Genomic DNA, 21507 nt, shown 5'->3' on the forward strand with positions numbered 1-21507 from the left:
AAAAGAATCATTGTATAAGGGTTTGGAAAAGGCAATTGTAGGTGGACGAGTAGGAGATATCGGACATGCTATTCAAAACTATGTTGAGCAAAAAGGTTATTCAGTGGTTAGAGAATTGGTTGGTCACGGATTGGGGAGAAATCTGCATGAAGGTCCTGAAGTTCCAAATTATGGGAAACAAGGGAAAGGCATCAAACTTCAAAAAGGTTTGGTAATTGCAATTGAACCAATGATCAATATGGGTAAGAAAGAGATCATTCAAAAGAATGATGGATGGACTATTCAAACAAAGGATAATCAAGCTTCAGCACATTTTGAGCACAGCTTGGCAATAAGAAATGGGGAACCAGATGTTTTATCGACTTTTAAGTATATAGAAGAGGTATTAAAAAAGAAGAATAGAGAGTTTTAAGTATGGCAAAGCAATTATCGATATCACAAGATGGAACCATCATGGAAGCATTAGCAAATGCGATCTTCCGTGTGGAACTTGAAAATGGTCATAGTATAACTGCTCATATATCAGGTAAGATGAGAATGCATTACATTAAATTGTTACCTGGTGATAAAGTGAAATTAGAGATGTCTCCTTATGATTTATCAAAAGGCAGGATAACTTTTAGATATAAATAAAGCTATGAAAGTACGAGCATCAGTAAAGAAAAGAAGCGTCGATTGCAAGATTGTAAGAAGAAAGGGCCGATTATATGTAATCAATAAAAAGAACCCACGGTTTAAGCAAAGACAAGGGTAATTAATAATTTAACTATTGGAATATGGCAAGAATTGCTGGAATAGACTTACCGAGTAAAAAACGAGGAGAAATCGGATTAACCTATGTTTACGGTATTGGTAAAAGAAGTGCTCAGAGGATTCTCGAAGAGGCTGGAATAGATGTCAACGTCAAGTGTGAAGACTGGGATGATGATCAGTTAAATAAGATTAGAAAGATCATCGGTGATAGCTATAAGGTAGAAGGTACGCTTAGATCTGAGATTCAACTTAATATTAAGCGTCTTGTTGATATTGGTTGCTACAGAGGTATTAGACATAGAACAGGTCTTCCTTTGAGAGGTCAAAGAACTAAGAATAACTCTAGAACAAGAAAGGGGAGAAGAAAGACAATCGCTAATAAAAAGAAAGTAACTAAATAAATAAGTTATGGCTAAAAGCACTACTAAAAAAAGAAAAGTAAATGTGGAGTCCACAGGACATGTTCACATTAAAGCGACTTTCAATAATATTATTATCTCGCTTTGTAATACTGAGGGGCAAGTGATCTCATGGTCGTCTGCGGGTAAAATGGGTTTTAGGGGATCTAAAAAAAACACCCCATACGCAGCACAAGTTGCAGCAGAAGACTGTACTAAAGTTGCACACGATGCTGGTATGAGAAGAGCTAAGGTTTATGTTAAAGGACCTGGTTCTGGGAGAGATTCTGCGATTAGAACAATTCACAATAGTGGGATTGAAATAACAGAAATAGTAGACGTTACACCTATGCCTCATAATGGCTGTAGACCACCGAAGAGACGAAGGGTATAATTTAAGATTGATTAATTAAAGAGTTATGGCAAGATATACAGGACCAAAGAGCAGGATCGCTCGTAAGTTTCAGGAACCTATATTTGGTGAGGATAAGTACCTTGAAAAAAAGAATTATCCTCCTGGACAACATGGTCCAAATAAGAATAGAAGGAATAAGCAATCTGAGTATGCACTTCAGTTAAGAGAAAAGCAAAAAGCTAAATACATGTATGGTATTTTAGAAAAACAATTTGCGAATCTTTTTGATAAAGCTTCAAGAGCAAAGGGTATTACAGGTGAGATCTTATTACAATATTGTGAGTTAAGATTAGATAACACTGTATATCGATTAGGTATTGCTTCAACGCGTAGCGCTGCACGTCAATTGGTATCGCATAGACACATTACTGTTAACGGTCAAGTTGTAAATATTGCTTCTTATGCTTTAAAAGTAGGTGACGTTGTTTCTGTTAGAGAGAAGTCTAAAGGAATGAGTGCTATAAGAGAGTCTCTAGCTAATAACACAACTGTATATCCATGGTTACAGTGGAATCTTGAGGATTTAAGTGGAACTTATTTAGAAATACCAGAAAGAGAGGTAATTCCTGAAGCGATTGAAGAGAGTTTGATCGTGGAATTGTATTCGAAATAATAAGCATTAACAATAAAATTAAAACTTTAAACAATGGCAATTTTAGATTTTCAAAAACCGGATAAAGTGATCATGAATAACTCGACTGAGATTAACGGTCAGTTCGAATTTAGACCTTTAGAGCCTGGTTATGGTATCACAATTGGAAACGCATTGCGTAGAATTCTGCTTTCTTCTTTAGAAGGATATGCACTTACAACAATGAAAATTGATGGAGTGGATCATGAGTTTTCTACAATTAAAGGTGTTGTTCAGGATGTTACTGAAATAGTAATGAACCTAAAACAAATCAGGTTTAAGAAACAAATTGATAATGCAGATGGTGAAAAACTAACTGTATCAGTTAGTGGTCAAAAGGCTTTGACTGCTGGAGATATTGGTAAGTTTACGTCAGGATTCCAAGTGTTAAATCCAGATTTGATAATCTGTGATATGGATACTAGTGTTAAATTGAATATTGATTTAGTAATTGGGAAAGGTAGAGGATATGTTACTGCCGAAGAGAATAAAGTTGTGGATGGTCCAGTAGGAACTATTGCGATTGATGCGATTTATACTCCAGTGAAGAATGTACAGTATTCGGTTGAAAACTTTAGAGTCGAGCAAAAGACTGATTATGAAAAATTAATCTTTGATATTGATACTGATGGATCAATTCATCCTAAAGAAGCATTAAAGGAAGCTGCAAAGATTTTGATTCACCACTTTATGTTATTTTCTGATGAGAAAATAACAATGGATGCAAGTGATGTTTCAGATGTTGAACAATTTGATGAGTCTTCGTTGCACATGAGACAGTTGCTTAAAACGAGATTGGTAGATATGGATCTTTCTGTAAGAGCTTTAAACTGTTTAAAAGCGGCTGATGTAGATACATTAGGAGACCTGGTTAAGTTTAATAAAAATGATTTGTTGAAATTCAGAAACTTTGGAAAGAAATCTCTTACTGAATTGGATGAATTAGTTGAGATCAAGGAATTGACATTCGGAATGGATCTAACAAAATACAAGTTAGACGAGTAAGAATAGAAAGGAATAATAAACGTTAGAAATGAGACACAAGAAAAGCTTTAATCACTTAAGCAGAAAAGCACCGCATAGAAAAGCAATGCTAGCTAACATGGCTTGTTCACTTATAGAACATAAGAGAATAACAACTACTGTAGCAAAGGCAAAGGCATTGAGAATGTTTGTAGAACCGTTGATTACTAAATCGAAAAACGATTCTACTCATTCAAGACGTGTGGTATTTAGTTACTTAAGAGATAAGAATGCAGTATCTGAATTATTTAGAGATGTAGCAGTTAAGGTTAGTGACCGTCCAGGAGGATACACTAGAATTCTTAAGACGGGGAATAGGTTAGGTGATAATGCTGATATGTGTTTGATTGAGTTGGTTGATTACAACGAAAACATGTTGAAGGATTCATCTGCTTCTAAAACCAAGAAAAGAACCCGAAGAGGTAAGAAGAAGGAAGAGGAAGGTGCTGGATATTTAGAAGGATCTGCTGATGCATCAGCTATTGAGGATGCAAAGATTATTGTAGAAGATAAGGCCCCTGAAGCTGTTGCTGAAACAACTGAAAAAGTTACACCAGCGGTAGAAGTATCTACTGAAGAAGTTGTAGTTGATGAGGCTCCTGCAGAAGAAACTCCTAAGGAGGAATCAGCTGAGGATTCAAATCCTTCGGAAGAGGATTCTACGGACGAATCAGAAGCGAAATAAATTTGATAAGGCAGAGTAAGATTTGACTTACATTTTAAGTTATTTAAAGAAGGATAGAGTATTTTTGCACTATCCTTTTTTTTATGAAGTTAATTGGGCAAAATGAAGTACAGTAGCGGGAAACCAGCGATTTTATTATTAGAAGACGGAACCTTTTACGAGGGTAAAGCAGTTGGTGCTAGAGGTGCTGTTGCAGGTGAGATTTGCTTTAATACTGGAATGACAGGATATCAAGAGATATTTACAGATCCTTCTTACTATGGTCAGATAATGGTTACCACAACTTCTCATATAGGAAACTATGGAGTGCATGAAGATGAAGTAGAATCGGAATCTATTAAAATTGCAGGTCTTGTATGTAAGAAATTCTCTTCTACATATTCTCGATATAACGATAAGGTTAGCTCATTACAAGATGATTTTGAGGCACAAAATAAAGTTGGTATTTCAGATGTTGATACAAGAGCAATTGTAAGACATATTAGAAACAAAGGGGCTATGAATGCTATTATCTCATCGGAAGAATTAGATGTTGAAAAGCTAAAAGTAATACTGGCAGAAGTTCCATCTATGCATGGGCTTGAATTATCTTCAAAAGTAACTACGAAGGAAGTCTTTGAATTAGGTTCGCCAGAGTCGAAGTTTAAAGTTGCAGTGTTAGATTTAGGAGTTAAGAAAAACATTCTTAGGTGTTTGGTTGATAGAGGGTGTTATTTAAAGGTGTTTCCTGTGGACTCAACATTTGAAGAAATGAAGGCTTTTAAACCAGATGGCTATATGTTAACGAATGGTCCTGGAGATCCATCGGTAATGACGAATGTTATAGAGACAGTAAAAGAATTAAAAGAAAGTGGTAAAGCAGTATTTGGAATCTGTCTTGGGCATCAAGTGCTAGCTATTGCGTGCGGTTTAAAAACCTTTAAAATGCATAATGGCCATAGAGGAGTAAATCATCCAATAAAGAATTTGGCTACGGGTAAATGTGAAGTAACATCTCAGAATCACGGCTTTGTGGTGGATATTGATTCATTAAAGGAAAACGAAAACATAATAATGACACATCAGCATTTAAATGATGGCACATTGGCAGGGATTCGTTTGAAAAATAAAAATGTATTTTCTGTTCAATTTCATCCGGAGTCTTCTGCGGGTCCAAACGATTCGAGATACCTATTCGATGAATTTGTAGAAAACATGGCCAGTGTAAAGAATATCAACGGTGAGCTAACGGAAGCTCAATAATTAATTAATATCAAATAGTAAATGACATCAATAGCTCAAATATATGCTCGACAAATTCTAGATTCTAGAGGTAACCCCACAGTCGAGGTAGATGTAATCACATCAAATGGAATTTTCGGAAGAGCAGCAGTTCCATCAGGAGCCTCGACAGGAGAGCACGAAGCAGTAGAACTTAGAGATAAAGACTCTCAGGTTTACTTGGGTAAAGGAGTTCAGAAGGCAGTTCAAAATGTGAACAGCGTTTTAAATAGCGAGCTTAACGGAATGAATATTTTCGATCAAGAAGGTATTGATATGGCCATGATAGATATTGATGGTACTCCGAATAAGGCGAATTTAGGAGCAAATGCGATATTGGGTGTTTCATTGGCTTGTGCTAAAGCGGCTGCAGATGAAGCTAAATTGCCTCTATACAGATATGTTGGTGGGTTGAATTCAGTTACTCTTCCTGTTCCAATGATGAACATAATCAACGGTGGATCTCATGCTGATAACAGTATGGATATCCAAGAGTTCATGATAATGCCAATTAAGGCAACGAGCTTTAGAGAGTCATTGAGAATGGGTGTTGAAGTTTTTCATGCCTTGAAAGATGTTTTAAAGGGCAAAGGAATGGCCACGAATGTGGGTGATGAAGGTGGTTTCGCTCCTAACTTAGGTTCAAACTACGAGGCATTGGATACAATTATGATTGCCATTGAAAAGGCGGGTTATAAGCCAGGCGAAGATATTTTTGTTTCTATTGATGCAGCTAGCTCCGAGTTCTATAATAAAGAGAAGCAAGTATATGAATTCAAAAAGTCGAGTGGAGATGAATTGAATTCTTCTGATATGGTTGGATTCTGGAAAGACCTTGCGGATAAGTATCCGATTGTATCTATCGAAGATGGTTTGGATGAGAATGACTGGGATGGTTGGAAAATGCTTACTGAAAAATTGGGGGATAAAGTTCAGTTAGTTGGTGATGATTTATTCGTTACTAATACTGAGAGACTTAAGAGAGGAATTGATGAAGGTATTGCAAATTCGATTTTAGTTAAAGTAAACCAAATTGGAACTTTGTCGGAGACTATAAACGCGGTGAAGCTAGCTAATAATAACTCTTATACAGCCGTTATGAGCCACCGGTCGGGTGAAACAGAAGATACTACGATTGCTGATTTGGCTGTAGCGTTAAATACTGGTCAGATTAAAACCGGATCTGCTTCTAGATCTGATAGAATCGCCAAATACAACCAATTGTTGAGAATAGAAGAGCAGTTGGGTAACACCGCAGAATTTTTGGGAACCCGATTCCCTTTTATCTAGTATATATCTATTACGATTATTTGTAACAGAAAAATTTGGAGTTAAGTCATTAGACTTATTTCATAACATCAATTAAAGAATGGAAACCCTAAAGAAAAAGTTTGCAACCATCGCATTACCGATGGCCGATGAAGTTAAACAATTTGTAAAAGATCACGGCCACGAGAAAGTAGGAGAGATCACCATGGCGCAAGTGTATGGTGGCATGAGGGGTATGTTGGGGTTAGTTACAGAAACTTCTAAACTTGATCCAGAAGAGGGAATTCGATTTAGAGGGTATTCAATTCCTGAGTTAAGAGAATTACTCCCTAAGGCACCAGGTGGTAAAGAGCCACTTCCAGAAGGGATATTCTATTTAATGCTTATCGGTGAGTTACCTACTGAAGATGATGTTGTTGGTCTTACACGTAACTGGGCAATTAGATCGGTAGTACCTACGCACGTTTTTACAGTATTAGATAGTTTGCCTAAATCTACACACCCAATGACTCAATTCTCAATTGCTATCATGGCATTGCAGAATGAATCAGTTTTTGCAAAAGAATATAAAAGGGGAGTAAATAAGAAGGAATACTGGGATTCTACCTATGAAGATGTGATGAATCTTATTGCAAGATTACCTCGTGTGGCTGCCTATATTTACAGAAGAACATACAAGAATGATGTGCATATTGAGCCAGACCCAAGATTGGATTGGGGTGCTAACTTTGCACATATGCTAGGTTATGACTCAGATGATTTCAAAAAGCTTATGCGGATTTATCTTACTATCCATTCGGATCATGAAGGTGGTAACGTATCAGCGCATGCAAATCATTTAATTGGTTCAGCATTAGGTGACGCTTATCAATCGTTTGCTGCATCAATGAGTGGCTTGGCCGGACCGTTACACGGATTGGCTAATCAGGAAGTTGTAAGATGGATTCTTGACCTTCAAGCTGAATTAGGTGGCGGGCAGATTTCAAAAGAGGAAATTAAAGCATATGTGGAAAGAACATTAGCAGATGGTAAAGTTGTTCCGGGATATGGACACGCTGTTTTGAGAAAGACGGATCCACGATTTACAGCGCAATGGGATTTTGCTAATGATTACATAGAGCAAGATGATATTATAGATATCGTTCATAGTATGTACGAAGTTGTTCCTGAAGTATTAGGAGGTCTGGGCAAAGTAAAAAACCCATGGCCGAATGTCGATGCTCATTCAGGTGCGTTACTTCTTCATTATGGAATGGATGAATATGAGTTCTATACAGTTATGTTTGGTGTATCTAGATCCTTAGGTGTTTTAGCACAATTGATATGGGACAGAGCTCTAGGGTTATCTATAGAACGTCCAGGTTCCACAACAACTGAACTTCTTAGGAAAAAATTCGAAGGTCAGCCAGTATAAGTTTTTTAGCCTTTATCTTGTAGTATATTTGATTGTCTAAACAGTATTATTATGGCATTCAGAAATCTTGCAGAGTTTGTTCAAATACTCGAAAAATCAGGAGAGTTAATTCGCATTAAAGAATTCGTTGATCCGAATTTAGAGATCACAGAAGTAGTAGATCGGATATCTAAAACTCCTGATCGCAACAAGGCTTTACTATTCGAGAATAACGGAACTGATTTTCCGATTCTTATAAATTCTTTGGGTTCCTACAAAAGAATATGTCTTGCTTTAGGGGTTAATGATCTAGATGATGTTGGAGCTGAACTCGAGAGTGTTTTTAAAGAACTGGTTGCGCCGAAAGAAAGTATTCTAGATAAGATAAAACTCTTACCTAAACTTGGTGCAATGGCATCTTGGATGCCTAAAACCACAAATAGAACAGGAGAGTGCCAAGAAGTTGTAATCAAGAATCCTGATTTATCCATTCTGCCAGTAATGAAATGTTGGCCGGAAGATGGAGGAGCTTTTCTAACGTTTCCCGTAGTCCATACAATGGATCCTGAAACCAAAATTCGAAATATTGGAATGTATAGAATGCAAGTGATGGAGGGTAACCTAACAGCTATGCATTGGCACAAGCACAAAGATTCTGCTAGTCATTTTAATTCGTATAAAAAGCTTGGAAAAAGAATGCCTGTAGCTGTTTCTCTAGGAGGTGATCCGGCATACACGTATGCTGCTACTGCGCCTATGCCTCCTAATGTGGACGAGTATATGCTTGCTGGTTTTTTAAGAAAGCAGAAGGTTGAGCTGGTAAAATGTAAGACCCAAGACATATATGTTCCTGCAGATTGTGATATTGTTATTGAAGGATATGTAGAGCCTGATGATGAGTTAATATGGGAGGGGCCATTTGGGGATCATACTGGATATTACTCGCTGGCAGATTGGTACCCAAGGTTTCATGTTACTTGTATCACGCATAAAAAGAATGCAATTTATCCTTCTACTATTGTTGGTATTCCACCACAAGAAGATGCTTGGATTGGGAAAGCGACAGAAAGGTTCTTTTTAGCACCAATAAAGTTGACTATGCTTCCAGAGATTGTTGACATGGAATTACCAATTGAAGGAGTGTTTCATAATCTCACGATAGTAAAGATTAATAAAGAGTTTGCTGGTCATGCCCAAAAGGTGATGAGTGCGATGTGGGGGGCAGGACAAATGATGTTCAATAAAATACTTGTAGTAGTTGATGGGGATGTGGATATTCATAATTACCTGGACGTCGCAAGAATACTAACGAAAAAAGTAGATCCAGAAAGTGATATATACGTTAGTGCTGGTCCTATGGATGTGCTAGATCATGCATGTTCTAAATTTGCCTTTGGGGGTAAAATGTGTATTGATGCCACAACAAAGATGACAGAAGAGTTAAGGTCAGATACACTTCCTGTAGTAGCTCCGAAAGCGATTGATATAAACAAAATCAAAAGTGAGTTCTCGGATATTACGGATATGTCAAACGATTTAATCAATCTAGGTATTTCTATAGCCCTAGTATCTGTTGAGAAGAACAGACCTAATCATATCGAAGAGTTGAATAAAGCTCTTTTCGAGAGAGATGATTTTAGTACAATTAAAGTAATCTTGTATGTGGATCACGTGTTGGATCTTGGTGAGGTTCAGGATGTTGTATGGAGATTTACTAATAATCTGGATCCAAAGCGGGATGGGTGTTTTGTCAAATCAAAAGATTTAAATTCTATATCTCATGTAGGATTTGATGGTACTCGTAAAACAAAGGAGTTAGATAATTTTCAACGAGATTGGCCAAATGTAGTTTGCTCCGATGAAGCAACTATTAAAGCTATTGATGAAAAATGGGATAAACTTGGCTTAGGAGAATTGATTGAATCGCCATCCATTAAGCACAGCAAGCAATTATACGGAACTGGAGCAATTGCCAATTAGTTATTTTGAAGTATGAAATATTCAAACGGTGAGCTAGAGGTAAGATGGGATAAAGACAAGTGTACACACTCAGCGAATTGTGTTCGACGCTTATCCGATGTGTTCAGACCCAAAGAGCATCCTTGGATTAAAATGGATGAGGCATCTAGTGACTAAATAGAAGAGGTAGTTTTAGCTTGTCCTTCTGGAGCACTATCTTGTAATAGAGTATAACTACTTCTCGTACGGATCTTGGTTTAACAATACCACTTTTATTGTCTCAGATAAATGATCAGATATTACATTGACATAATACATGCCTGAAGACAAGCTGCTCAAATTAAACTGATAAAATTCTGATTTGATGTTTTCTGTTTGCTGATCTGTAAAAACAAGATTTCCATTTAAATCATAAATATTTAAATCTAGATTTATTGAAGCATCAATTAGTCGGATATATAGAATGCTATTAATTATTGGATTAGGATAAAGTGTCAATCGGTCTTCTTGGGAATCAGTTACTCGAATTTCAATTTCATAATTGTATTCACATTTGCCATCTTCTATATAAATATTGATGGGATAAGTGCCCTCAGCAATTTCTATAAAGTAATAGTCCTTGTTTGTATTAGGTTTATCAGGGTACCCGCCATCGACTTGCTGCCACATAATGTCATCATAGCCGGAAGCAATACTAATTAATGTTTCTTGCCCTGGTCGTACAATAGTGTCGAATTCGTTTAGAAGAAGCTTTTCTCCATTAGAAAAGTTCATTGAGAAATATGATTTTAGGGTGCAGGATTCGTTCGATACTTCAAAATATACAGGTATTGAATCTTTAAGGTATCTTCTATCTTCTGCGTATCCATCTTTCCATATAAATGAATTGCTTCCAAGATTGTATACATATGCGAGCATTGAATCTCCGTAGCAATACGAATCGTATCTAGAAGTGGTAGTATATTCAGGCACTTCGCTTATTTCAAATATTGGCGTATTCGAAAACGCAGAGCAGCCCAAGTCGTTTTGATATGTCACTTTTTTGGGAATATTATTATAGCTTAATGTCTTGACAACCAAAAATGGAAAGTTTCCAACTTGTGGGTATGAATATGACCAATCAATATTTACGGTGTTTTCTGTGTCTTCTAAAAAAATGGTATCCCCGAAACATGCAAGATCACCAGAAAATAGAAATTTCGGTGTTTCCACTGTATCTATTTGTGCATATATTGAATCATTAAGAAATTGAGAGAAGCCAGAGCAAGAAATGATCTCACATTTGTAGTAACCTGATTTTTCTGGAAAAAAAGAGCTAGTACTATTAACTAATTCATTGTTTAAGTACCAATTTATTGAGGCTTGAAATTCAGGGGTGGAATTTACTAAGTTAAAAGACTGATAACCACCTCGACACTTGGTTAACGTATCGGAGGAAGCAAACGAAATATTAGGAATATTGCTCCATAGAATAGTTGTAGAAATGGTGTCAGTAGCATGACAATCACTGTAGACTTTCTTATAGACCCCTGGTTGAGTTGCATAAGTAAAAACATTGGTTTCATCTGTTAAAATTGTATCATTTCTAATCCATTGATAGTTATAATCATCATTATACATTCCGTTTAGCTGGATAGAATCTCCAGTGCACATGTAGTGTAAGGTATCCCATTGGGAAATGGGAGAAATGGAGTTTCTTGTCCAGCCAGAGATAGAGTATTTATAAAGTCCGCTATCTGTTGCGCACCATAAAGTTGTAGAACAGGTAGATGTCACAATATCATTTATACTTAAATTATTTGTAATTGCAAGTAATGAGAAGTTGTCTAATGAATTGCGTGAAACACTATCGGCATAAAATAATCCATTGTCTGTGCCAGCGAATAGATATTTTTCTTCATTGGAATATAATGTATTGTCACTAGGAAAGAATGAAAGAGAAGTAACATTGTGTCCTTCTAAACTAGATGTAAACGCGCAAGAATTAAAATAAATATTTCTTTTATGAAGGCCATTGTTTGTTGCAGAAAGTGCTACCGCAGAATACGTAGATGTTGTAGAATATGGTAATAATTTACAGGTATTTATTTTAATAGAAAGGCTATCGTCGTACATTTTTCCTAGCCAACCACTACCATAATAATATTGCCCTCTTGCCATTACGGATGAGTTTGAAATTTGACAGATGTCATTGTTGTAATTTGAAAACCCAAATAACATGCCTGAAGAATAATTACCATAAATTTCAAAATCTCCTCCATCTGGGAGTTGACTATTTCTTGTGAAGCTGACTAAATCATTGCTCTCTAATATTGTATCAGGAGATGTTATAACGAGAGTCGAATATGGAATATTAGAAAGAGAGACTGAGTTGATGTGAGGATGTAAAATTCCGTTTGGCTCATTTAACTGTATAATAGTATCGTTTTGTATTTTCAGTAAGTAATTATTTTTTGTGCCCAGGAATGCGAGAGTATCCGAAATTATTGTACAGGATGTAAGGGTGTCTCCTCCCCAATAAGACAGGTTGGGTTGCAATGAAATAATGTCATCATTTTCATTAATAATAAAAGCTTCATTTTGATTAATCCCGGTAATTACAATTACCTCACCTAGCTCCGTTACACGAACTTTATAAATGTTAGTGTCTGGAAAATAGATATTTTCGAGAGTAAGGTTTAATTGTGCGAAACTTATTTGTGCTACTGTTAGCATTATTGTAGTTACAATCCAACGAATAGACACCATGTGGGAAGTAATATTAAAATTTAAGGCCATATCCAATAGTAATGGTTGCCATCTTGGTTTTAAAATTATTTCCATCCATCATAGTTACAGAATATACATCATTTAAAGACTTATTGTATCTAACGATTAAGTAGCCAGGGATGTCTTTTTGGGAAACAAAGTGTAAAGAAGCTTCAAGTAAGAAATTGGTAATCTTTTTTGTGGCATAATTGAATTTAGAAATTGTGAAATTATTACTTACATCCACCCATGGGCCACCTGCAGAGCGAGAACTTACGCTATTATACCTCACTGATGACCCAGTATTGATTCCGAAAGAAACTCCGCTACTTATATGTAGGAAGCTAGTAGCGGAACGGCCCATTATTAATCTGGATAAATTGATATCTAACAAAAAGGGTAGCTCTACATACTCCAGCCTAAAGTTTCTTATTAAGTCGTATTCAATTTTTTCTCCTTCCATAGTTTGAACAGTTAGAGCGTGTTTTTTATAACCTCCTCCTTTTGAGTTATAGCCTAACCCAGTTTCAACCCCGAGCGATTTAGAAATGTTATATTTTATTCTCCATCCCAAAGTGATACCTGTTCTAGTTTTCTTTTGAAACGTATCAGAATAATTTCCAATATTATTTTTGAAATGAGAAAATGAAAACCCTGCATAAGGTGTATGTGTTATCTTATCATCATTTGCGCTAGCCATGATAAGCTGTGAGCTGGTAATAAGTAAGAAGCCGATGACTAATATTTTCATTGTGAATTAACTAAATACTATTTAGGCTTAAAAATTAGTACTTATCTACTCCTCGTAGAACTCTTTGAGTAATTTTCTGTAAGCGGTAAATAGTTTCGATTTAGAAACGAACCCTACGTACTTTCCATCTGCTATTACTGGTAGATTCCAAATCTCTATTTTGTCGAACTTACGCATTACATTATCCATGTTTTCATGGAGTCCCACAGAATCTTCAATCGGCGACATTACCTCGTGAACAAAGGTGGTTTCATGGAGTTCTGATTTGAACATGATATTTCTAATCTTATTCAATCTTACTAATCCTATTAGAGCCAGGTCATTATCTAAAACCGGATAGATATTTCTGTCCGATTCTGCGATTACATGTATTAGTTCACCAAGTTTCATGTCGGCACTTACGGTTTGGAAATCTCTTTCTATTTCTGCTTCTAAGTTCATTAAGCTTAATACTGCTTGATCTTTATCGTGTGTTATGAGTTCACCGCGTTCTGCAAGTTGCATCGTATATACAGAATGAGGAACCGTGATTTTTACTGTGAGGTAAGCGATGGACGCACAAACCATGAGGGGAATAAACAGTTCATATCCACCTGTAATTTCTGCAATTAGAAATATTGCTGTAAGTGGGGCGTGAAGTACTCCTGCCATTACACCTGCCATTCCGACTAATGTGAAATTACTTTCAGAAAGCTGATTGAACCCAAATGAGTTATACATTTTCGCACAAGTAAATCCCACTGTGCTACCCATGAAGAGGGAAGGGGCAAATATTCCACCAACACCACCTGCGCCAAATGTTAAACTAGTTGCTATAGTTTTGAAAAATACTATCATAAATAGGAATACGAGAACAAGGAAAATATTATCCTTAAATCCATAGAAAACACTGAACTCAAAAATATCCGTATATCGACCTTCGATAATGGAATTAATTGTGTCATATCCTTCCCCGTAGAGGGGAGGGATGAAGAAGATTAATATTCCTAGTAAACTACCTCCTATTATTGCTCTTAAGAAGATGTCCTTTTGATTATCGAATAATTTATGGATGTAGAGAAAGGTCTTTGTGAAGTAGATAGAGCATATGCCAGTACCAATGCCTAAAAGAATATAAAATGGTAGATCCATTGCTGTAAATTTCTCCATTGGAAATTTAAATAGTAAGCGATCGCCTTCAATTAACGTTGAAGTAAGTGCGGCGCTTACAGAAGCCACCAATAAAGGAATCATCGAAGACATGGTTAAGTCTAACATCATAACTTCAATTGCGAACACAATTGCAGCAATGGGCGCCTGAAATATGGAAGCCAATGCCCCGGAAGCTGCGCAGCCAATTAGAAGTGTTTTAGTCTTGTAGTTTAATCGGGCCCACTGACCAAGATTAGATCCAATTGCTGTACTCGTTCCAACAGTGGGGCCCTCTAATCCTACAGATCCTCCAAAGCCAACAGTAAGTACACTTGTAAGAATTGAGGAGTACATGCTCTTCTTCTTAATCTTACTATTTCTTTGTGATATGGCATGAAGTGCATTTGGTATTCCATGCTCAACTGGCGATCTCAATAAATATTTTACAATAATAATTGTGAGAAGAATACCTATCAATGGGTATATAAAGAAGAGGTAGTTATGATAGTCGTTAATGAAGTTTCTTTTAAGAAGCCATTCCACCAAGTGTACGGCATTCCTTATAAAAATGGCTACTAGTCCAGATAATACACCGACAATTGCACTTAAGATTAGAACAAAATGTCTATGCTTAATGTGCTTTTGGCGCCAAGCAAAGAAATTAGAGAATACAATTGATAAAATTCTGAGCATCTTGTCCATTACAAAAGGGATGCAAAAGTAGTTGATTTTAAGCTTGAAAGAGACTAGTTGTGCTTATTTAGTGGGGCTTATAGTAATGTAATTTCAACCTTTTAAAAGGTTAGTAACTAGGATCTTTGTTTAACAGATTCAAATAAAATAATACCTGCTGCAACAGAGACATTTAGGGATTCTATATCGCCAAGCATTGGTATCATGACTTTGCGGTCTGAGGCGTCAAGCCCTTCTTTTGAAATCCCAGATTCTTCCGATCCCATAACTATTGCAGTTGGAATAGTGTAGTCAGCCTTAAAGTATGGCTCTTTGGAGTGTTCTGTACAGGAAACAATTTGAATCCCACTATCTTTCATGAATTGCAAAGCTTCACCAATACTTTTTGTTCTGCAAACAGGTATTTTATGCAATGCTCCTGAAGATACTTTCACAGCGTCAGCATTTATTAAAACTCCTCCTTTCGTTGGGATGATAATCCCGTGAACACCTGCGCATTCAGCGGTTCTGCATATTGCCCCAAAATTTCGAACATCTGTTATGTGATCTAATAATAAAAACAAGGGAGTCTCACCTTTTTCATAAATGCTTGGTAAAAGCATATCGAGCGAAGTATATTCGATAGGTGATAGGAAAGCAACGATTCCTTGGTGATTCTTATTACTTACTCTATTCAGTTTTTCAATAGGGACATGTTGTATTTGAACATCCGATTCTTTGAGTCGTTTATTTAGTTCGGAGAACAACGGACCACGCAAACCTTTTTGGATCATTATTTTATTAATCTCCTTTCCTTGGTTTAAGGCTTCTAGGACTGGGTGAAACCCATATATCAAATCATCATCCATCTATTTGTTCTTATTTTGCATTAAATACTCTTCCTTGTCTCCAGCTACTGGTAGCCGTCATCCAAATGTTTTTATAAATCGGTTTCCGAATAAGCTTGTAGTCGCTATTAGTAAACTTGTTTTTATGTTTAACAAAGGTAAAGTTTAATGGTTCTATATTTTGATCATCTCCATAAATCCACGTTTCGGTATCGTTAGTACGATATATTGCCTTTGGAGGTCCCAAAACAATATAGAGTAAGCCTCTATCCGTACGCCAACCTTCAATTTCAGCACTAAATACTTTATTAGATTTTTCAACTCTTCTGTAGTATCGTTTAATCAATGTTTTGGATATAGAAGGATCTTTGCCAAGGGAAATCCAAAAGTTATCCATGGCTAATTTCTTATCCAAACTTCCTTTAAGTTCTTGAAACTCTTCTTTCGTTGTAATGTAACGCAGAGGTTCAATCATTTCGCTAATGTTCGAAATTTCCGGGAAGTTTTTCGTGAAATTAAATAAGGTAAGGCCATCTATAGTATCGCGTTTTGTCGTGAAATGGTATAGACCAAAATTAGTTGCTGTGTATTGAAATGACTCTAAACTTTTTTTAAGGATAAAATAGGAAGTATCGGGGTTTTGGTAATTTTTCTTAATAGGACTTAAGCTGAATGGGGGTGATGCAAAGCCTAATTTGCGCTTATATTCTTTGATATATAGAGTATCTGTATTTTCGTATTCATATTTAATTCCTATTGGTTCATTGGAGTTAATGAAATCGTTGAATATTGTTGCCCCCTTTGCTGTTTTTGAGACATGGAAGTTGTTTGACTCATATTTGTTATACTTATTTAGGCTTTTGTAAAAGTTGGCATTAAGCCTTCTCTTAGTGTCAGAAATTGAAATTCGAAGTAGATATCTTCCATTCATTGCGGCGGAAAAATCTATTGACTCAATAATCGATTCAATGTCTTCGTTGCTTCCAAAATGTTTTATGAAAATACTTGAGCTGTCAATTATTTCAGAAGATTCATATGAGTTTAATACTTCTATTTTAATCTTGATTTTAGCACTGAAATTCTTCTCATTTAACTCTTTAGTATGAAGGAATTCATTTGATTTTAATTTGATAAATAGCCTGGATTTTATCGAGGAAATATGATATGCCTGAAACTCGGGATGGATAAGAGAACCTTCTTCGTATAAATAAGAAAGATTTATGTTGCTAATATTTTTTGGTCCTGTACAGTTTGCAATACAGAACAAAGACAATACAATAAAGAGCAATTTGAAATGCATTAAATCAATCTTTATAAGGGTCTTCGGGTTTGCTTATTGCTTTGGTTTCATAGCTATTTGAAACCCGCCCATCAGTAATTCGGACCACGTCTTTATCTATTTTTTTAAATTCTCTGGAAGCCTCATTGTACATGTTTACAGTGGTGCCAAGGTTTTTCCCTAGTTTATCGAGATATGTTTCGTAACCATTAAGATGATTACCTAGCAGCTCAACTCGTTTAATAATCTCCTTTACAGATTCTTCAAACTTGAGAGCTTTTAAACCTTGCAATACAGTTTCGAGGTATGCGTAGAAAGAAGTAGGAGAGACTATAATCACTCTTTTTTTGAAAGCATATTCAATAAGGTCGTGGCTATTCATTTCTAGAGTGCCAACGTTGTACACTAAAAGGTTGTAATACACGCCTTCAGCAGGAATAAACATAAATGCGAATTCTGTCGTGTCTTCTTCAGGTCTGATGTATTTTGAGGTTTCATCGATTCTGTTTTTCACATCATTCTTGAACTCTTTTTCGAGTGCTTCTCTGGTGGTTTTATCATTTGTTTGAACCATGCGGTTGTATTTCTCTAAAGAGAATTTAGAATCTATTGGGATGATTTTATTATTAAAGAATATTACAGAATCCACTATTTCACCATTCGAGAATTTGTATTGGAGTTCGTATTGATTTGGTTGTAGGATATTACTCAGTAGAGCTTCCAGGAAGTACTCACCTAGTATTCCTCTTTGCTTCGGATTTTTAAGTATGTTTTCCAAACTATTCATTTGCTCGGCAAATCCGAGTACTTGATTATTGGTGCCCTGAATTTCAGTGAGTTTTTCAGTTACGTCATTTATTATCTTGTGGCTTGTGGTAAATTGTTTCTGTAAATTATCGGTAGACGACTGTTGAAATGATTTAATGTCATCATTAATTTTTGAAAGTTCGCTTTGCATACTTTCTCGACTGGAGGTACTAGCATCTTCCACGTTTTTTCTTATTTCTGCCATTTCTTTTCGCAAATTCTCATTCAGATCAATTATTAGTTGTTGTGAGTTAGGAAGAGTGTTTGACTTTTTTTGAAGTTGGATTATGAGAACAATAACTAATAGAAACAGAATAAATAGAGTGGCTATTATTGCGAATTCGAACATAAATAGAAATTTAATATTGTGAATACTTATTATTTAGGCTCTAGAAATAATTAACAATTCCAAAATGAAGCTTTGCAGATTTAAGTAAAATAGGATTGTTTTTTTGAGAGCCTAGTGCATAGTTAACGCTAAAAATGCCTGCTTTAGTTTGAAAGTTAATGCCTGCTCCAAATCCATACGGCGTATCTCTGGCTGAGCCACTGTTTGCACTGAAATATTCGTACCAGCCCATATCTACAAATAGGTACGCATTTGAGTTTTGCTCAAGAAGTACGCGATACTCCATGCTAAATATTGAATAAGTTGATGCCAATATGGATTCTTCATCAAATCCCCTGAATGTTTTAAGTCCCCCTATTCTATAGAGTTCATTATCATAGTTCGCTTTATTGGAAAGTAAACCTCCGTTTAGTCGGAGCATGATCGTACTTCTTTCAAAAAGAGGTAAAAACCATCTGATTTCTCCTTTTGTTTTAAATTGAGTGGAATTGCTTTTTGTGGAGTCCGTATTTTTAATTCCATCTTCTTTTCTAATTCCAACACCTATTTCGCCATTCAATGAATAGCCTTTTCTTGGGTTTATTTTGTAATCGAGTTTTTCTCTCTTAATACCAATTCCGTACAAAGAGAAGTCTGTGTTTGCGAATAGTGCATTGTTTATTTCTGATGATTGCTTAGAGAGTAAAGAAGATTTTTTTCTATCCCAGAATACGTTAAAATAGTTACCTCCTCTTAAAAGGTATTCTATTCCTAAACGATAATTGGTGTTTATGAAAAGGGTGTCTTTCCTGTAAAGTTTGAAGTTTAAATCGATTCCAAAGGGAGTCTTGAATAGAAAAGGGTAATTCAATTTTGCGGACAAATCGGAGGTTTGTGGTTGAAGAGATCTCCAATTCAATTCCATGAGTTCTCCTTTCCCCAGGCTGTTGTGGAGCTTAAGAAAGAGATCTCCAGTTATAGTTGTTTTTCCTTTTTTGGCATCCGGTAAAAAGCCAATAATTCCATTAAACTTGCTTGCATCTTTGTCTGATAAATAAAGAATGAGTTCTGTTTTGTCCTCCATAAACCGAACAACCGCTGGATCTGTAATACGGATGAAAGGTAATTCGTCTAACCTTCGTTGGATACTCTTGATCTTAGATTCATTATAAAGATCGTTTGTTTGAATGCCTAGATAACGTTGTATGTATATTGGTTCAATATCCACGTCACCCTTAATAGTAATAGAATCGATATTAACCTGTAGGTTTTTACTCACCAAAAGAGAAGCCATTATTGTATCTCTATGAAAGGATACCTTAGATAATTGAATAGATGCAAAGGGGTATCCATTGTTTTCATATTGTTCAATGATTTTTTCAAGAAGGCTATTTATATCTTCAGTGTTAAATGGTTTGTTTAGGTATAATTTATCTCGAAATCCAATCTTACTTAATACTTCTTCTTCGATATTCCCCTTGTTCAATTTAGCGAGATTGTACTGGTGTCCAGTAAATAGGGAAGTAGTTAGGTTAAGACTGTCTCTTTTTAATTCTTCAAAATAGGCTGATAAATAGCCTCTTGAAAAAAGTTCTTTTTGAATCGTTTTAAGGTGATCAAAGCGTTGTTTAGGATTATTAAATACGTCCTTGCTGGTTTCTATATTTTTTAATTCAATGATATTTATAGTAGAGTCGATTTTTTCGATGTGAAGCGTGTAACTTCCTTGGGCAGAAACATGCAAACAAGTTATAATTAGAAATACAGAAATAAAGAATGCTTTCATCTAATTTGAATCTGAAACAGCGAAACGTGTTTTTTGCAATTTTCGTAGGTCGTCAGCAAAGATTACCAATTAATTGGCTTTAAGTTACTCTTTATTAAAAGTTCATCTGTTTTCGAAAAATGTCGGCAACCTAAGAATCCTCGATACGCAGATAATGGGGATGGGTGTACTGCTGTAAGAATGCGGTGTTTGCTGGCATCAATCAATGTGGCTTTGTTTTGAGCAAAACTGCCCCATAGTAAAAAAACAATATTCTGTTTTTTATGGGATAGATTAGTAATAACAGCATCCGTAAATGTTTCCCAGCCTTTTTTTTGATGTGACCCTGCTTTATTGGCCTCAACTGTAAGGGTCGAGTTTAACAGTAACACCCCTTGCTTTGCCCATCTCTCTAAGTTTCCTGAGATAGGGGGAGAAATACCAACGTCAGACTCTATCTCTTTGAATATGTTTCTTAATGATGGGGGTATTTTTATTCCATCCGGAACAGAAAAAGATAAGCCATGAGCCTGTCCGGGGCCATGGTATGGGTCTTGCCCGATTATCACCACTTTCACGTCTTCGAATGAAGTGTAATTAAAGGCGGCAAAGATCAAATCGTAATCTGGGTATATTATTGTCGTTTTTTTCTCTTCATTAAGATATTGTCTCAAGCTAATAAAGTAGTCGGAGTCTAATTCGGTTTTTAGAATTTTTGTCCAACCTGCATTTAATTTCATATTATTTATTAATTATATCATTTATATGAAAAATATAAACCTTTTTTTACGCAAAAAAAGGAGCTTGGATGGAAATCTCTCAAAGGTTGATCTTATTTGCTTAATAGGTTTAAAAGATTAACTTTGTGTATGCACTGTGTCGAAATTAAGTAATTATGATTTTGATGAGTAGAAGATAAAAAATGAAAAAGCTAATATTTTCTCTAATAATTGCAATTTCAGCGTTGACGTTGCTAAGTTCCTGTGGGGGCGGTGGACATTCGTCTGCGTATAGGTGCCCAGCATATGGGCACGTAATAGTGCCATCTTCCGACATCCCATCTTAAATAGTATCTTGTTTCTGCGATTACCGTATATTTATTTGTAGTAATAAATATATAGAATTCACTAGTAATAGTTTGAATCTCATTCAAGTTATGGTTGTTAAATGGAATAGAATCCTGTAAATACTAAAGTTGAAATTTCCTATTTTTATTTGTACCATGATGTCTTTGTTTCCCATATTCTTATATGGGAATATGAATGCCGTTGCAGACACCTCAGCTAAAGATGTTTTATATAAAACAGAGAATATGTATGGCGGAGGAATTCATAGAATTGGTATGCATTTAGCGTTTAGGACGGTAAAAAGTATCACGTATTTGAAAAAGAG

21 protein-coding genes are annotated in these 21507 nt (G+C 35.8%); 13 read left to right on the plus strand and 8 right to left on the minus strand.

All coding sequences use genetic code 11. The annotated features are described in order from the left end of the window. From HRT72_06905 to HRT72_06965, 13 genes are all read left to right on the plus strand, one after another. Window positions 1–412: M24 family metallopeptidase (locus HRT72_06905; protein ID NQY67434.1), on the plus strand; the 412-nt coding region annotated here is incomplete at its 5' end. 2 nt (window positions 413–414) lie between these two features. After that, window positions 415–633: a translation initiation factor IF-1 gene (infA, locus tag HRT72_06910; protein NQY67435.1), complete on the plus strand. Its 219-nt coding sequence runs from the start codon at window positions 415–417 to the stop codon at window positions 631–633. A gap of 4 nt (window positions 634–637) precedes the next feature. Further along, window positions 638–754 carry a 50S ribosomal protein L36 gene (gene rpmJ, locus HRT72_06915; GenBank protein NQY67436.1) on the plus strand — a complete coding sequence of 39 codons (117 nt, stop codon included), beginning with the start codon at window positions 638–640 and terminating at the stop codon, window positions 752–754. Window positions 755–776: 22 nt separating this feature from the next. Beyond that, window positions 777–1154 carry a 30S ribosomal protein S13 gene (rpsM, locus tag HRT72_06920; protein NQY67437.1) on the plus strand — a complete coding sequence of 126 codons (378 nt, stop codon included), beginning with the start codon at window positions 777–779 and terminating at the stop codon, window positions 1152–1154. A gap of 7 nt (window positions 1155–1161) precedes the next feature. Then, window positions 1162–1545, plus strand: coding sequence for a 30S ribosomal protein S11 (rpsK, locus tag HRT72_06925; GenBank protein NQY67438.1), 384 nt, complete (start codon window positions 1162–1164; stop codon window positions 1543–1545). A 25-nt stretch (window positions 1546–1570) separates the two neighbouring features. Then, window positions 1571–2179 (plus strand): 30S ribosomal protein S4, encoded by a 609-nt coding sequence (gene rpsD, locus HRT72_06930; protein ID NQY67439.1) that lies wholly within the window; start codon window positions 1571–1573, stop codon window positions 2177–2179. A gap of 33 nt (window positions 2180–2212) precedes the next feature. Beyond that, on the plus strand, window positions 2213–3202 hold the full coding sequence (locus HRT72_06935) for a DNA-directed RNA polymerase subunit alpha (protein ID NQY67440.1): 990 nt from the start codon (window positions 2213–2215) through the stop codon (window positions 3200–3202). Window positions 3203–3230: 28 nt separating this feature from the next. Next, window positions 3231–3905 (plus strand): 50S ribosomal protein L17, encoded by a 675-nt coding sequence (gene rplQ / locus HRT72_06940; protein ID NQY67441.1) that lies wholly within the window; start codon window positions 3231–3233, stop codon window positions 3903–3905. Window positions 3906–4007: 102 nt separating this feature from the next. After that, entirely contained in the window at window positions 4008–5147 is a 1140-nt protein-coding gene (gene carA, locus HRT72_06945; protein NQY67442.1) for a glutamine-hydrolyzing carbamoyl-phosphate synthase small subunit, read from the plus strand. A 21-nt stretch (window positions 5148–5168) separates the two neighbouring features. Next, entirely contained in the window at window positions 5169–6455 is a 1287-nt protein-coding gene (gene eno, locus HRT72_06950; GenBank protein NQY67443.1) for a phosphopyruvate hydratase, read from the plus strand. 79 nt (window positions 6456–6534) lie between these two features. After that, on the plus strand, window positions 6535–7848 hold the full coding sequence (locus HRT72_06955; GenBank protein NQY67444.1) for a citrate (Si)-synthase, eukaryotic: 1314 nt from the start codon (window positions 6535–6537) through the stop codon (window positions 7846–7848). 51 nt (window positions 7849–7899) lie between these two features. Continuing rightward, complete coding sequence (locus tag HRT72_06960; protein ID NQY67445.1) at window positions 7900–9807, plus strand: menaquinone biosynthesis decarboxylase; 1908 nt, start codon at window positions 7900–7902, stop codon at window positions 9805–9807. A gap of 12 nt (window positions 9808–9819) precedes the next feature. Then, window positions 9820–9963, plus strand: a complete 144-nt coding sequence (locus tag HRT72_06965) for a (4Fe-4S)-binding protein (protein NQY67446.1) — start codon at window positions 9820–9822, stop codon at window positions 9961–9963. A gap of 57 nt (window positions 9964–10020) precedes the next feature. On the opposite strand, the gene HRT72_06970 is transcribed toward HRT72_06965, so the two are convergent. The 8 genes from HRT72_06970 to ung form a co-directional block, all read right to left on the minus strand. Further along, entirely contained in the window at window positions 10021–12609 is a 2589-nt protein-coding gene (locus HRT72_06970) for a T9SS type A sorting domain-containing protein (GenBank protein ID NQY67447.1), read from the minus strand. Continuing rightward, a complete protein-coding gene (locus HRT72_06975; protein ID NQY67448.1) occupies window positions 12548–13285 on the minus strand; it encodes an outer membrane beta-barrel protein in 738 nt (245 codons plus the stop codon). The genes HRT72_06970 and HRT72_06975 overlap by 62 nt, the downstream gene beginning before the upstream one ends. Before the next feature lie 45 nt (window positions 13286–13330). Next, entirely contained in the window at window positions 13331–15118 is a 1788-nt protein-coding gene (locus tag HRT72_06980; GenBank protein ID NQY67449.1) for a chloride channel protein, read from the minus strand. Window positions 15119–15225: 107 nt separating this feature from the next. Further along, window positions 15226–15957 (minus strand): 23S rRNA (guanosine(2251)-2'-O)-methyltransferase RlmB, encoded by a 732-nt coding sequence (gene rlmB / locus HRT72_06985; GenBank protein NQY67450.1) that lies wholly within the window; start codon window positions 15955–15957, stop codon window positions 15226–15228. Window positions 15958–15967: 10 nt separating this feature from the next. Continuing rightward, on the minus strand, window positions 15968–17236 hold the full coding sequence (locus tag HRT72_06990; protein NQY67451.1) for a GWxTD domain-containing protein: 1269 nt from the start codon (window positions 17234–17236) through the stop codon (window positions 15968–15970). Window positions 17237–17240: 4 nt separating this feature from the next. Continuing rightward, window positions 17241–18227, minus strand: coding sequence for a DNA recombination protein RmuC (locus HRT72_06995; protein NQY67452.1), 987 nt, complete (start codon window positions 18225–18227; stop codon window positions 17241–17243). Between the two features lie 184 nt (window positions 18228–18411). Next, complete coding sequence (locus HRT72_07000) at window positions 18412–20136, minus strand: hypothetical protein (protein ID NQY67453.1); 1725 nt, start codon at window positions 20134–20136, stop codon at window positions 18412–18414. 62 nt (window positions 20137–20198) lie between these two features. After that, window positions 20199–20855 carry a uracil-DNA glycosylase gene (gene ung / locus HRT72_07005; GenBank protein NQY67454.1) on the minus strand — a complete coding sequence of 219 codons (657 nt, stop codon included), beginning with the start codon at window positions 20853–20855 and terminating at the stop codon, window positions 20199–20201. Window positions 20856–21507 lie beyond the last annotated feature (652 nt).

The sequence above is a fragment of the Flavobacteriales bacterium genome (assembly GCA_013214975.1).
In the GTDB taxonomy this organism is placed as follows: domain Bacteria; phylum Bacteroidota; class Bacteroidia; order DT-38; family DT-38; genus DT-38.

Bases quoted from the DNA above. Each gene is read 5' to 3' on its own strand.
- rlmB (NQY67450.1), bottom strand. From the start codon at position 15,957: ATGGATGATGATTTGATATATGGGTTTCACCCAGTCCTAGAAGCCTTA.
- infA (NQY67435.1), top strand. From the start codon at position 415: ATGGCAAAGCAATTATCGATATCACAAGATGGAACCATCATGGAAGCA.
- ung (NQY67454.1), bottom strand. From the start codon at position 20,855: ATGAAATTAAATGCAGGTTGGACAAAAATTCTAAAAACCGAATTAGAC.
- rpsK (NQY67438.1), top strand. From the start codon at position 1,162: ATGGCTAAAAGCACTACTAAAAAAAGAAAAGTAAATGTGGAGTCCACA.
- HRT72_06995 (NQY67452.1), bottom strand. From the start codon at position 18,227: ATGGCAGAAATAAGAAAAAACGTGGAAGATGCTAGTACCTCCAGTCGA.
- HRT72_06960 (NQY67445.1), top strand. From the start codon at position 7,900: ATGGCATTCAGAAATCTTGCAGAGTTTGTTCAAATACTCGAAAAATCA.
- HRT72_06975 (NQY67448.1), bottom strand. From the start codon at position 13,285: ATGAAAATATTAGTCATCGGCTTCTTACTTATTACCAGCTCACAGCTT.
- HRT72_06955 (NQY67444.1), top strand. From the start codon at position 6,535: ATGGAAACCCTAAAGAAAAAGTTTGCAACCATCGCATTACCGATGGCC.
- HRT72_07000 (NQY67453.1), bottom strand. From the start codon at position 20,136: ATGAAAGCATTCTTTATTTCTGTATTTCTAATTATAACTTGTTTGCAT.
- rplQ (NQY67441.1), top strand. From the start codon at position 3,231: ATGAGACACAAGAAAAGCTTTAATCACTTAAGCAGAAAAGCACCGCAT.
- HRT72_06935 (NQY67440.1), top strand. From the start codon at position 2,213: ATGGCAATTTTAGATTTTCAAAAACCGGATAAAGTGATCATGAATAAC.
- HRT72_06965 (NQY67446.1), top strand. From the start codon at position 9,820: ATGAAATATTCAAACGGTGAGCTAGAGGTAAGATGGGATAAAGACAAG.
- carA (NQY67442.1), top strand. From the start codon at position 4,008: ATGAAGTACAGTAGCGGGAAACCAGCGATTTTATTATTAGAAGACGGA.
- HRT72_06980 (NQY67449.1), bottom strand. From the start codon at position 15,118: ATGGACAAGATGCTCAGAATTTTATCAATTGTATTCTCTAATTTCTTT.
- rpsD (NQY67439.1), top strand. From the start codon at position 1,571: ATGGCAAGATATACAGGACCAAAGAGCAGGATCGCTCGTAAGTTTCAG.
- rpsM (NQY67437.1), top strand. From the start codon at position 777: ATGGCAAGAATTGCTGGAATAGACTTACCGAGTAAAAAACGAGGAGAA.
- HRT72_06990 (NQY67451.1), bottom strand. From the start codon at position 17,236: ATGCATTTCAAATTGCTCTTTATTGTATTGTCTTTGTTCTGTATTGCA.
- eno (NQY67443.1), top strand. From the start codon at position 5,169: ATGACATCAATAGCTCAAATATATGCTCGACAAATTCTAGATTCTAGA.
- rpmJ (NQY67436.1), top strand. From the start codon at position 638: ATGAAAGTACGAGCATCAGTAAAGAAAAGAAGCGTCGATTGCAAGATT.
- HRT72_06970 (NQY67447.1), bottom strand. From the start codon at position 12,609: ATGGAAATAATTTTAAAACCAAGATGGCAACCATTACTATTGGATATG.